Origin of the sequence: Myxococcus sp. AB056, assembly GCF_006547365.1 — a bacterium.
Lineage (GTDB): Bacteria > Myxococcota > Myxococcia > Myxococcales > Myxococcaceae > Myxococcus > Myxococcus virescens.
The window spans coordinates 1-11028 of sequence record NZ_VHLB01000021.1; the positions used below are offsets into that span (position 1 = coordinate 1).

The following is an 11028-nucleotide window of genomic DNA, read 5'->3' on the forward strand; positions in this document are numbered from 1 at the left end:
GAGCTGCCCGCGGCGTGGAGTGGCGAGGCGCCCTGGGTGGCGCTGGGGGGCGATGGCATGCGGGCCGCCGTTGTCTTCCGAAGCGCGGAGGGGTGCTTCTGGTGCTTCGGTGAGACGGTGCGGCACCTGGGCTCGCCCCCGGATGGGGCGCTGGGCGTGGCCGTGGGGACGCTGGGCGCACTCGTGTTTCAGCGGCTGCGGCTGGGCCTGGGCCCCGCGCTGGGCGGCCGGTGGTTGGTGGCACCTGGAGCCGTGGAGGAGATGGAATTGCGCAGGTGCTCGCGCTGCGCGGGCCGTGAGCCGCCCGCCGAGCCGTGAGTCACTGGCCCGAGCACATCCTCGACGAGGTGGGGCGTCACCTGGAGGCCGCGTATCCGTTCGAGGGCTGTGGGGTGATCCTCCGCGCGGAGGGGTCGGGCGCCCTGCGGATCCGCCCCCTGCGCAATGCCGCCGACAACCCACGCGTGGCGTACGCCTTCACGCCCGAGGAGTGGCTGGCCGTCTGCATGGACGCGGATGTACGGTCAGAGCGAGTGGTGTGCGTGTTCCACTCGCATGTGGATGCACCGGCCACATTCTCCCGGGAGGACCTGCTGCGGGCGGCTCCGGAGGGGCATCCGTTGCTCCCAGATGTTTCCTATCTCATCGGATCCGTACATCGCGGCTGTGTTCACTACGTGTCGGAGTATGAGTGGCTTGAGGGAAACTTCGTGTTACGAACGGGCTGAAAGTGCATTGCAGAAACGAAAAAGCCTTGTCTGAGCAGGCACTTGAATGCCCGTCACCCCCACCTGCGGAAAGGTGGGCGCGAATTGTCAAGTGGCCGGGTTTTCGTCTATAACCGCGTCCATCTTCTGGATCTGCGGCGTCCATACGCAGCTTGCAAGAAGTGCTCCGGACGCAGGGAGTAGACGACCCATATGGCCTCCAACACTGGTTTCACCCTCTGGCTGACCGGCATGTCCGGTACCGGGAAGAGCACCACCGCCGCCTACATCGCCGCGCGCTTGCGGCAGGTGGGTCGCAACGTCGAGATCCTCGACGAGGGTGAACTTGGCGAGGCGCTGTGGGCGGGGCTGGGGGATGGCAAGGAGGACCGTATCACCGTCGTGAAGCGGCTGGGGTTCGTGGCGAACCTGCTGACGCGAAACGGCGTGGCGGCGCTGGTACCCTGCGTGAGCCCGTACAAGCCGGGCCGTGAGGAGAACCGCCGGTCGATTGGTCGCTACGTGGAAGTCTACGTCGACTGCCCGACCGAGAAGCTCATCGAGCGCGACACCACGGGCCGCTACAAGAAGGCGCTCAACGGGGAGATCCCCAACTTCATTGGCATCACCGAGCCGTATGAGCCGCCCAACTCGCCGGAGGTCACCATCCACTCCAACGTGGAGTCGGTGGAGGACGGCGCGGCGAAGATCTTCCAGTCGCTTCTGGACCTCGGCTACATGAGCACCGAGGAGCTGAAGGTCATCACCGGCAAGAAGATGAAGGCCAACCCGCTCCCCGCGAAGGGCGAGAAGGCGGAGAAGGCCGAGAAGGGTGGCGCCAAAGCCCGCCGCGCCGAGGAGTCCAAGCCCGCGGCGAAGTCGCCGAAGGCGGACAAGGGCGCCAAGGCCCGTCCGGCCACGCGCGCGGCCCGGGTGGCGAAGCCGGCCTCGGCGGCGAAGAAGGCCGCGAAGCGGAAGGCTCGCTAGGCGGCTGGGCTTCCGGGCCCGGTGTCATTTCCAAGGGGCTCCAGGTTGCCGCGCGGTGCGCGTGCAATCCGGGGCCCCTCCGTTTTAGGAGAGCCTCATGTTGAGCCCCGAGCGGATCAAGTCCCTGTGTGAGTCGTCGCGCCCCAAGCTGGAGTCGATGCGTGCCGCGCTGCGGGCCCATGGCAGCGCGCTGGTGGCGTTCTCCGGCGGTGTGGATTCGACCTTCGTGCTGAAGGTGGCGGTGGAGGAGCTGGGCGACCGGGCGCTCGCGCTCACCGCGCTGTCCGCGTCCGTGGCACCCGAGGAGGCCGACGAGGCGCGCGAGCTGGCGAAGCGGCTGGGCGCCCGGCACGTGGTGCTGGGCAGCAACGAGCTGGCGAACCCGCAGTACGCGGCCAACCCGACGAACCGCTGCTACTTCTGCAAGACGGAGCTGTACGACATCTGCGAGGCGCAGCGGAAGTCGCTGGGGTTGGCGGTGGTGTTGGACGGCTTCAACGCGGACGACTTCAAGGACCACCGGCCTGGCCACAAGGCGGCGCAGGAGCACCAGGTGGTGTCACCGCTGGCACAGGCGGGGCTGACGAAGGAGGAGATCCGGGCCTGGAGCCAGTCGCTCGGGCTGCCGACGTGGGACAAGCCGCAGATGGCGTGCCTGGCGTCGCGGATTCCGTACGGCACGGCGGTGACGCGGGATCGGCTGCTGCAGGTCGCCGCCGCCGAGTCGGAGCTGCGCAAGCTGGGCTTCCGACAGTTCCGCGTGCGGTACCACCAGGACGTGGCGCGGCTGGAGGTGGCGGCGGAGGAGTACGAGCGCTTCCTCGCGGCGGACGTGCGGCAGAAGATCAACACCGCGTTCCTGGCGCTGGGGTTCAAGTTCGTGGCGCTGGACCTGGAGCCGTTCCGCTCGGGCCGCATGAATGATGCGGCGGGTGTGGCGCGGCCGGGGGACACGGGCAAGCCGGAGGGCTTTTCGCTGCCCGTGGTGAGCTGAGCCGCGTCTCCATGGCGGTGGTCGTGAGGCTCGGGACCGGCTCACATCCCGGTGACGAGGTGGATGCCGCGCTCCCGTGCCAGGGCGCTCCGGGCCTCTGTGGAAACCGCGGTTCCGCGCAGGTCGAGTTCCCGCAGGTGGGGCAGCTTGTGCAACGCCGGGAGGCCCGCGTCGGTGACTTTCGTGCGCGTCAGGTAGAGGGTTCGGAGCGAACGGGGGAGGTGGCCAAGCATCTCGTCGCCGGTGCGGACGCCGGCGACGCTCAGCCAGACGAGTTTCGTGAAGCCCTGGAGCGCTTTCTGGCCCTCTGCGTCCAACCTCGTCGCGCCGAGGTCGAGCGTCGTGAGTCGGGCAAGGGTGTGCAGGCGCGTCAGGCCAGAACCATTGACGAGCGTCCCCGCGACATGGATTGCCTCCAGTTCTGTCCATTCGGCGAACTGGCCCAGCCCGACGTCCGTGAGGAGGGTGCGTTCGGCTTTCAAGGAATGGAGGCCGGGGAAGGCCTGCCGGATGGAGGGCACCCATTCGTCGGTGAACCCGGTCTTGCTCAAGTCCAGGTGTCGCAGGAGCGGGCGGGAACCCAGGTTGTTCAGCGCCTCCGGGCCAATCGGCGTGTGGCTGAGCGCGAGTCGCGTCAGTTGGCTGAGGGGAGCGAGTGCGGTGAGGGAATCGTCCGTCAGCGCGAGCCCCGAGAGCCAGAGTGATTCGAGCGCCACCAAGGTGCTCAGGTCTTGAAGTCCCGTGCCCGTAATGGCGGTGCGCGAGAGGTCGAGCTCCCTCAACTCGTTGAGTCCTCGAAGATGGCGCAGCGCTGAGTCACCCACTCGCGTGTCGTCGAGGTGAAGCGCTTCCAGTCGAGAGAGGCCCGCGAGGTGGCGAAGTCCTGCGCCTCGGATTCGCGCCTTGCTGAGAACCAGCGCACGAAGCGCGGGCAGTTTCGCGAGGTGGAGCAACCCGGCGTCCGTCACCTGCGTGCTGCCCAGGTGGAGGGCTTCCAGTTCACGGAGTCCCGCGATGTGCAGAAGGCTGGCGTCTGACACAGTGGTCCGCGCAAGGCCCAGCCGCCGAAGGGAGGGCAGGGCGTTGAGGCCGCGGAGGCCGGCATCCGTGACTTTCGTTCCGCTGAGGTTGAGCGTGTGCAACGGGGCGCTCGGCAGCACTGTGAGGACGGTGTCGTCCACCGCGGTATCCGACAGGTCGAGTTCCTCCAGCCCCGGTTGCCTCGCGAGGAATCCAAGTCCCTGAGGTGTTACGGCTGTTCCAGCGAGGGTTACTCGACGCAGGGTGATGTGCTCTGACAGCGACGCAAGCCCTGCGTCGGAGACCGGCGTTTCGTCCAGCCGCAGCACTGCCAGTCGTTGCATGCGCTTGAGAGGAGCCAGCCCCGCGTCGGTGACTCGGGTGGCATTGAGGTGCAGGGCCTCGAGCTGGGTCGCGTTTTCCAGCGAGGCGAGGTGCGCATTGCCGAAGTCCGTGCCAGACGCCTGAAGCGCGACGACGCCGGACTCCTGAAGCAGGGCTGCGAGCAGCCCGGGGGCTGGGACACCGGCAACGCCAAACGACAATTCGCGCACGCGATGCTCGCGCAACACGGCAGCGATCTCGCGAGCCTCCGCTTCGGTACGCACGGGGCGCAAGGGTTCTGCGTACCAGTTGCCCGTGTCAGGTGGGGTGAAGCCTTCAGGCCCTGGTGGCAAATGTCCGAGCTCAGCGCTGGTCCCATCCGGTTCGAGGCGGAACACCGTGAGGAGCGGCTTGGGAGCCGTCACTACGACGGGGATCGAGGAAGGAGCGGGAATGACGGCCGGGGGACGGGTGGCGCAAGCCGTCACGACGAGCATCAGTCCTGCGAGCCATGGAGTTCCCGTGTGCATGGGGGGAGATCAACCTCTCCAAGGACGCAGGTCAATGCGTAACCTGTATGTGTTGCGATGCCATGTGGGAGGGCGAATGGGGCCCACCTTGCACCCGGTTCCTTCAGCGTTGTTCGCGGCGGATGACAGCCGGAGTCAGTCCGGTGAGCCTGCGGAACACCGTGGTGAAATGGCTCTGTGAGCTGAAGCCCACCGCGAGCGCGATGTCTCCCAGCGGCAGCGACGAGTTGCTCAACAAGTCGCGCGCCCGTTCCACGCGTCGTTGCTGCACCCAGGCGTGCGGTGTCATCCCAGCGGACTGGCGGAAGGCGCGGGTGAAATGAAAGACGCTCAATCCGGAGCGCTGGGCGAGCTCCCCTACACGGATTGGCTCGGCAAGGTGCGCCTCCACGTAAAGCTGCACGCGGCGAAGTGCGGCGGGGGAGAGCCCGCCTCGCTGGCGTGCCGCCCGTGAAGTCCCCGGCTCCTGGAGCAGTCTGGCCACCCGAGTCGCGTGTCGGTCCTGGATGGCTCTCGCCGCTTTCAGGAACCCCGCGACGATTCGCAGGTGTTCCTCCGGCAGCCCCGCCATGAGCTGGTGCCCGTCCGCCTGCAACGGGCCCCAGAGCGTGTCGATCCACTCGCGTGCGTGCGAGGTGAGCACCAGCCGCTGGCCACCACCGGCCGTTTCTCGCTGGACGTAGCCCGCAAGCTCCAGCCGCGCCACGTCGGCTTCGCGGGCGACGGCGCCCAGGGGCGTGGGGCCTCCGAAGTGAATCTGCGTCAGGCACGCGAGGTCCGCGCGCCCGAGCGCCAGGACCTTTCCGACGGTGGCATCGAACTCCGCGGACGCGTCCTGGAACTGCACGACGTCCGAGCCAATCTGTTCGAGCAGGGCGGGCCGGGGGCTCATCGGGAACTCCGCAGGAATGCGAAAAACGGCGCAAGGGCACGAAAGACGCTCGCGTGCCGGGAACGCATCCTGGCGCCATGATCAACCTGAAGCATTCGGTCGCGGCAATCGTCCTGTGGCTTTTCGTCGTCGTCCTGGGCATCGCCTTCGGCGCGGGGCTCTACGAGCACCGCGTCTCGTTGCCCCGATGGCTCGACACCCTGGGCGGACACTGGTCCGCGGAGGCCGCGCGGGAGGACAACGTGGGACTCCGCTTCTGGGCCTTCGTCACCACGGGGCCGCTGACGCTGCTCACCCTGGCGAGCCTCTATTTCGCATCCCAGGCCACCGGCGCGCTGCGCCTCTGGTGGCTCGGGGCCGCGTTGGCGGCGTTGGCCGACCGGCTCCTGACCTTCTCGTACTTCATTCCGACGATGGTCCGGCTGATGGAGGCACCCGATAACACCGCCGCCGTGGAGACCGCGATGACGTGGGCGCGGATGAACCACCTGCGGCATGTGCTCAGCGCGGGGGCCTGGTTCTCGGCGCTCCAGGCCCTGTCCTGGCTCCGATGGAAGGGTGGGGCGTGATCAGAACGTCCGATTCCGTGCGCGCACCGCGCCCCTGGCCGCCTCGCCAGGGGAGGGGAGCACGGACTGGCACATCCCCGGGCGCGGACCCTGATAGAAACGTGATCCGCGCCATGGCCCGCGATCACTCCACGTCCCCCAGGGCAGGTTCCCGCCTGACACGCCGCGTCCACACCCTGATCAGCGCCTGTTCCGTGCTCCTGCCCGCGGCAGCCGGCGCGGCGGAGTACGTGGACGCGCCGTACGCGGAACGACGGGCCTTCTCGCTGATCCTCGGCCCCGGCGCCTCCTACACCGAGTCCATTGATCGCTCAGAGTCGGACGCGAAGCATGGCGGGGACGCGCACCTGGACCTCGGGGGCAGCCGGACCGTGGGCTACGACGGGGACGAGGTCTTCGTGGTGATCCGCGGCAGCCTGCGCGGCCCGGATCTATCGGTGGCCGGCGGCTTCCGGAACTTCTACGGAGATGGGTCCTGGCAGACCTTCTATGATCTGGGCCTGCTGATCAGGCCGTTTTCTGGGCCGTGGCTGGGGCCTCGCGTAGCGTTGGGCGTGCGACACACCTTCTCCGAGCGGCTCGCGGTGTTCGGGGGACTCGGGCTTTCGCTCGGGTTCGGCGCGGGCCTGCGCGGAGACGCGGAAGCCTTCACCGGGGTTCAGTGGATCTTCCCGGTCGGATCGAAGTGAATTTCTTGCGATCAGACCGACTTGTGAGAATGTGTGCGCATCTGTAGGAGGTCGCGCACATGGACATGAATCCCCGCCTTACCTCAGTGGTCTTCCGGCTCAACCGCGAGAAGCTCGACGCGCTCAAGGACCTGTCGCGCACCACGCGCATCCGTCAGAGCGAGTACCTCCGCGAGGCCATCTCCGATCTGCTCGCGAAGTACGAAGAGCGGCTCGTCGACTGAAGACGGCCATCCGGGCCCCACCGCGCGTCACCCGATGTGGAAGGGTGGCTCCAGCGGAAGCCCCGGGGGATGGAGACGCTCCCCGGCGGTGAAGGGGTCCACTTGGGGAGGGTAGCGAACCTCCCAGAGCACGAGGCCGTGAGCGGGCGCCTTGAAGCCCTCCATGGCCTGACCCGTCTCGAGTGCCGCGAGCCACGCCTCTTCCGGCAGCAGCCCCGCGGCCACCTTCAACGCGCTCCCCATCAAATAGCGGATCTGGTAGCGCGCGAAGCCGTCCCCTCGCAGCCGAGCCTCGTAGAGCCCACCGCCCAGCGCGTGCAGGGTGGCGGACTCCAGCGTGCGCGGCTTGCGTGGACTGGACTTCTCATGGAACGCGATGAAGTCCCGCGTCCCTTCCGCTGAACGCAGCAGCGCCGCCAGCCGCTCCGGCGTCACCGCCGTGGCCTGGAGCAGCGGCTCCGCGGACACGTCCAGCGCATAGGGCGCCCATTCGGGCATCACGGCCCCGCCCAGCTGGAACCGGTAGCGGTACTCCTTGCCGCATGCGCTCCACTGCGCATGAAAGGACGTGGGCCGGCGCACCCCGCACAGGCCCAGGCCCGGTGGCAACCGGGGCGGGAGCCGCTTCTCCAGGGACTCCGCCGAGTCGCCCGCCTCCAGCCGGACGCTCACCACCTGCATCCGGGCGTGGACGCCCCGGTCCGTGCGCCCCGAAGGCATCAAGGTCGCCGGCACCCCCACGGACCGCAGCGCCTCTTCCAGGGCTGACTGGACGGTGGGGCCCTCGGGTTGGCGCTGGAAGCCGCGGAAGATTCCGCCGCGGTACCAGATCCACAGTGCGACGGGAATCCGCTTGGAGGTGGAGGGGAGCACGCCGTTGCTTGGGTGTGGGGAACCACGGGATACTCGCGCGCAAAATGGCGGCTGGACAAGACCTTGCGGCGGACGTGGACGGACTCTGGCTCTTCAAGCACGGGGACCTCATCCTGGGGCCCGTCAGTGGTGCTCAACTCGTGGAGAAGCTCACTTCGGGTGAGCTGACGCTGGACACCTTGGTGGCGCCCGCAGGAGAGCGGGACTTCCACCGCATGTCCGAGGTGGACGCCTTCCGCGTGCACGTGGCCCGGGTGGAGGCGCGCGCCCGCGTGGATGCCGCGGTCGTCGTGGAGCGGGCGAAGTCCGCGAAGCGCCTGAAGATTCTCGGCGGCGCCGCGGCGGTGGGCGTGGTGGTGCTGGGCATCGTCGGCATCCAGGTGGCGCGCAACGCCGCCGTCCACGGCTGGTTCGGCGGCGGCGGCGAGGTCCAGACGGACGACTTCGAGATGGGCGAAATCACCATCCGCGTGGCCCAGGCCCGGGTGGATGACGAGGAGCTCTTCGAGTACCCCGGACATGGCGCGCGCCGTCCGGGTTCGGGCGAGCCGGGTGTGAAGCCCGCCACCGGCAGCAGCGGTCCGGGCAAGGTGGCCATGGCGTCCACCACCCGGGCGCCGGCGGACCGGAAGCCCCGCCCCGGGGGCAGCGTGACCACCGACCCGGATGGCATGGAGATGACGCAGCAGTTCGACCAGTCCGCCATCAACCAGGTGGTGGCCAGCAACAAGTCCACGCTCTTCCGCTGCTTCAAGGAAGAGGCGGAGCGCACCCCCGGCATCTACGCCAAGGTCCCCATGGAGTTCGTCATCGGGAACGATGGCCGGGTCAGCAAGCTGTGGGTGGACAACCATCAGTTCAAGAAGGGTCCACTCTACGAGTGCCTGCTGTCGGAGATGCGGAAGTGGCCGTTCCGCGCCTACGAAGGCGAGCAGGCGACGGTGGGCCTGTCGTTCACCATCGGCAAGCGGGGGTAGGGTCACTTTCTTGCCGGCACCCCGGGCATGCCCGATACCGTGGGCATGTCCGCCGCATCTGTTGCTGAGACCGAAATCGCGAAGAAGGCCATGAGCGTCCCGCCGGGGACCTTCCGTCACACCGTGCTGACGGCAGCCAAGCGCTTCAAGTCCACCTGGGCCGAGCTGGGCAAGCTCCTGGTCCAGGTCCGGGACGAGGCCAAGTTCGAGGAGTGGGGCTACCCCTCCTTCGAGACCTATTGCCTCAAGGAACTGCACATCAAGAAGCAGACCGCCTTGAAGCTCACCCGCTCGTTCAGCTTCCTGACCAAGCACGAGCCCGAGGAGGAGCTCACCGCACAGGAGTTCCCCCAGCGCGCACCCGCGTTCGAGGTCATTGAAGTCCTCGCGGACGCGGAGGAGCGGGGCCAGCTGTCGCCCACTGAATACAAGTCCCTGCGCGACAGCATCTGGAGCCCGGAGAAGAACCCGGCCGAGCTGAAGAAGGAGTTCGCCGAGCGCTTCCCCCGTCCCCCGCCGGAGCCGCCCCCGGAGAGCGCCCAGGTGCGGAAACTGGCGCAGATGGCCCGCAAGCTCGCGAGCGAGCTGTCGGGGAGCCGTCGGATTCCGAACGCCGTCGCCGAGCGGGCAGCCGCCCTGGCGGAAGACCTCGAAGACATCGCCTCGGGCGTGACGGACGCCTGAGCCGCTGTTACTGAACGCTGACCCGTTGGCCGGGGCTGTACGCTCGGCAACGGGCCTGTACCGCCGGGCTTCCTGCCCGAAGGGGAGGGCCCTATAGTGGTTCAGGGCCGCGTGGAAGGTGGGCCTGACGGCTGTTCGAGACGTGGGCAGGCCGTGCGGGTAGGGGAGCGGTGGACGGCGAAGGAGGCTCCGGGTGTCCGGAGCCGGCGAACTCGGAGGCGGCAGTGAAGAAGGAGCACCACGTCAACCTGTCTTGTTCGTTCTGCGGCAAGTCGCAGCGCGAGGTCCGCAAGCTCATCGCGGGCCCGACGGTCTACATCTGCGACGAATGCATCAAGCTGTGTAACGACATCATCGCGGACGAGAACGAGCGCGAGGAGGGCAAGCCCCAGGTCAGCTTGCCGACGCCGGCGGAGATCAAGGCGTTCCTCGACGACTACGTCATCGGACAGGACCAGGCGAAGAAGGTCCTCGCGGTGGCGGTGTACAACCACTACAAGCGCATCTATCAAAAGAAGCCGAACTCCCGGCCGCGTCCTGGCGTGAAGGGCCCCACCGGCGAGGAAGTGGAGCTGAGCAAGAGCAACATTCTGCTCATCGGTCCCACGGGAAGTGGCAAGACGCTGCTGGCCCAGTCGCTGGCGCGCTTCCTCAACGTGCCCTTCACCATCGCCGACGCCACCAGCCTCACCGAGGCCGGCTACGTGGGCGAGGACGTGGAGAACATCATCCAGAACCTCCTCCACAACGCCGACTACGACGTGGAGAAGGCCTCGCGCGGCATCGTCTACATCGACGAGATCGACAAGATCGCCCGCAAGGGTGACATGCCCAGCGCCACCCGCGACGTGGGCGGCGAGGGTGTGCAGCAGGCCCTGCTGAAGATCATCGAAGGCACCCGGGCCAACGTCACGCCGCGCGGCGGGAAGAAGTACAACCAGCAGGAGTACGTCCAGGTCGACACGACGAACATCCTGTTCATCTGCGGCGGCGCCTTCCACGGCATCGACGGCGTCATCAAGCGCCGCGTGGGCGAGAAGGGCCTCGGCTTCGGCGCGAAGATCACCCACCGTGAGGAGCGCAGCGTGGGTGAGCTGCTGGCGCTGACCGAGCCGGAAGACCTCATGCGCTTCGGCATGATTCCGGAGTTCATCGGCCGCCTGCCGATGATCGCCACGCTGAACGACCTGAAGGAAGAGGACCTGGTCATCATCCTCTCCCAGCCGAAGAACGCCCTGGTGAAGCAGTACCAGAAGCTCTTCGAGTTTGAGAAGGTGAAGCTGACCTTCACCAAGGAGGCGCTGCGCGCCATCGCCCGCGAGGCGATGCGCCGTCACTCCGGAGCGCGCGGTCTTCGCGCCATCCTGGAGGATGCCATGCTGGAGATCATGTACGACGTGCCGTTCCGCGAAGGCATCAAGGAGTGCAAGATCACCGAGCAGGTCATCACCAAGCACGAGGCGCCCCAGCTCGTCATGGAGAAGGAGAAGAAGACGGCCTAGCGGCGGTCTCCCTTCTCCCGGTGTCCCAAGGCCCTGCTTCCCTCCCGGGAGGCGGG

12 protein-coding genes and 1 pseudogene are annotated in these 11028 nt (G+C 67.7%); 10 read left to right on the forward strand and 3 right to left on the reverse strand.

The window, feature by feature from the left end:
- From FMP39_RS12140 to larE, 4 genes and pseudogenes are all read left to right on the forward strand, one after another.
- Positions 1-318 (forward strand): annotated as a pseudogene (locus FMP39_RS12140) (ThiF family adenylyltransferase); the annotation flags it as partial.
- On the forward strand, positions 315-728 hold the full coding sequence (locus FMP39_RS12145; protein ID WP_141590071.1) for a Mov34/MPN/PAD-1 family protein: 414 nt from the start codon (positions 315-317) through the stop codon (positions 726-728). The pseudogene FMP39_RS12140 and the gene FMP39_RS12145, both read left to right, overlap by 4 nt.
- 192 nt (positions 729-920) lie before the next feature.
- Positions 921-1694: an adenylyl-sulfate kinase gene (cysC, locus tag FMP39_RS12150; RefSeq protein ID WP_141590072.1), complete on the forward strand. Its 774-nt coding sequence runs from the start codon at positions 921-923 to the stop codon at positions 1692-1694.
- 97 nt (positions 1695-1791) lie between these two features.
- Positions 1792-2688 (forward strand): ATP-dependent sacrificial sulfur transferase LarE, encoded by an 897-nt coding sequence (gene larE, locus FMP39_RS12155; protein WP_141590073.1) that lies wholly within the window; start codon positions 1792-1794, stop codon positions 2686-2688.
- A gap of 41 nt (positions 2689-2729) precedes the next feature.
- Here larE and FMP39_RS12160 read toward each other — a convergent pair whose 3' ends face one another.
- The gene (locus FMP39_RS12160; RefSeq protein ID WP_228557919.1) at positions 2730-4529 is read right to left on the reverse strand and encodes a hypothetical protein; all 1800 of its coding nucleotides are present in this window, start codon (positions 4527-4529) and stop codon (positions 2730-2732) included.
- Between the two features lie 136 nt (positions 4530-4665).
- The gene (locus FMP39_RS12165; RefSeq protein ID WP_141590075.1) at positions 4666-5454 is read right to left on the reverse strand and encodes an AraC family transcriptional regulator; all 789 of its coding nucleotides are present in this window, start codon (positions 5452-5454) and stop codon (positions 4666-4668) included.
- Between the two features lie 77 nt (positions 5455-5531).
- On the opposite strand from FMP39_RS12165, the gene FMP39_RS12170 reads away from it, so the two are divergent.
- The 3 genes from FMP39_RS12170 (at position 5532) to FMP39_RS12180 (ending at position 6936) form a co-directional block, all read left to right on the forward strand.
- Positions 5532-6023 (forward strand): DUF1772 domain-containing protein, encoded by a 492-nt coding sequence (locus FMP39_RS12170; RefSeq protein ID WP_194858366.1) that lies wholly within the window; start codon positions 5532-5534, stop codon positions 6021-6023.
- Between the two features lie 113 nt (positions 6024-6136).
- The gene (locus tag FMP39_RS12175; RefSeq protein ID WP_141590130.1) at positions 6137-6712 is read left to right on the forward strand and encodes a hypothetical protein; all 576 of its coding nucleotides are present in this window, start codon (positions 6137-6139) and stop codon (positions 6710-6712) included.
- Positions 6713-6771: 59 nt separating this feature from the next.
- Entirely contained in the window at positions 6772-6936 is a 165-nt protein-coding gene (locus tag FMP39_RS12180; RefSeq protein ID WP_011554065.1) for a ribbon-helix-helix domain-containing protein, read from the forward strand.
- 27 nt (positions 6937-6963) lie between these two features.
- On the opposite strand, the gene FMP39_RS12185 is transcribed toward FMP39_RS12180, so the two are convergent.
- Complete coding sequence (locus FMP39_RS12185) at positions 6964-7809, reverse strand: tRNA pseudouridine(38-40) synthase TruA (RefSeq protein ID WP_141256927.1); 846 nt, start codon at positions 7807-7809, stop codon at positions 6964-6966.
- Positions 7810-7853: 44 nt separating this feature from the next.
- Between FMP39_RS12185 and FMP39_RS12190 the strand changes: the two genes are divergently transcribed.
- From FMP39_RS12190 to clpX, 3 genes are all read left to right on the forward strand, one after another.
- On the forward strand, positions 7854-8786 hold the full coding sequence (locus tag FMP39_RS12190) for an AgmX/PglI C-terminal domain-containing protein (protein ID WP_194858367.1): 933 nt from the start codon (positions 7854-7856) through the stop codon (positions 8784-8786).
- A gap of 27 nt (positions 8787-8813) precedes the next feature.
- The gene (locus tag FMP39_RS12195; RefSeq protein ID WP_141590078.1) at positions 8814-9470 is read left to right on the forward strand and encodes a hypothetical protein; all 657 of its coding nucleotides are present in this window, start codon (positions 8814-8816) and stop codon (positions 9468-9470) included.
- A gap of 224 nt (positions 9471-9694) precedes the next feature.
- A complete protein-coding gene (gene clpX / locus FMP39_RS12200) occupies positions 9695-10972 on the forward strand; it encodes an ATP-dependent Clp protease ATP-binding subunit ClpX (protein ID WP_141590079.1) in 1278 nt (425 codons plus the stop codon).
- Positions 10973-11028 lie beyond the last annotated feature (56 nt).

Coding starts and splice junctions, on each gene's coding strand:
- cysC (WP_141590072.1), top strand. CDS start 921: ATGGCCTCCAACACTGGTTTCACCCTCTGGCTGACCGGCATGTCCGGT.
- larE (WP_141590073.1), top strand. CDS start 1,792: ATGTTGAGCCCCGAGCGGATCAAGTCCCTGTGTGAGTCGTCGCGCCCC.
- FMP39_RS12160 (WP_228557919.1), bottom strand. CDS start 4,529: ATGCTCGTCGTGACGGCTTGCGCCACCCGTCCCCCGGCCGTCATTCCC.
- FMP39_RS12165 (WP_141590075.1), bottom strand. CDS start 5,454: ATGAGCCCCCGGCCCGCCCTGCTCGAACAGATTGGCTCGGACGTCGTG.
- FMP39_RS12170 (WP_194858366.1), top strand. CDS start 5,532: ATGATCAACCTGAAGCATTCGGTCGCGGCAATCGTCCTGTGGCTTTTC.
- FMP39_RS12175 (WP_141590130.1), top strand. CDS start 6,137: ATGGCCCGCGATCACTCCACGTCCCCCAGGGCAGGTTCCCGCCTGACA.
- FMP39_RS12180 (WP_011554065.1), top strand. CDS start 6,772: ATGGACATGAATCCCCGCCTTACCTCAGTGGTCTTCCGGCTCAACCGC.
- FMP39_RS12190 (WP_194858367.1), top strand. CDS start 7,854: ATGGCGGCTGGACAAGACCTTGCGGCGGACGTGGACGGACTCTGGCTC.
- FMP39_RS12195 (WP_141590078.1), top strand. CDS start 8,814: ATGCCCGATACCGTGGGCATGTCCGCCGCATCTGTTGCTGAGACCGAA.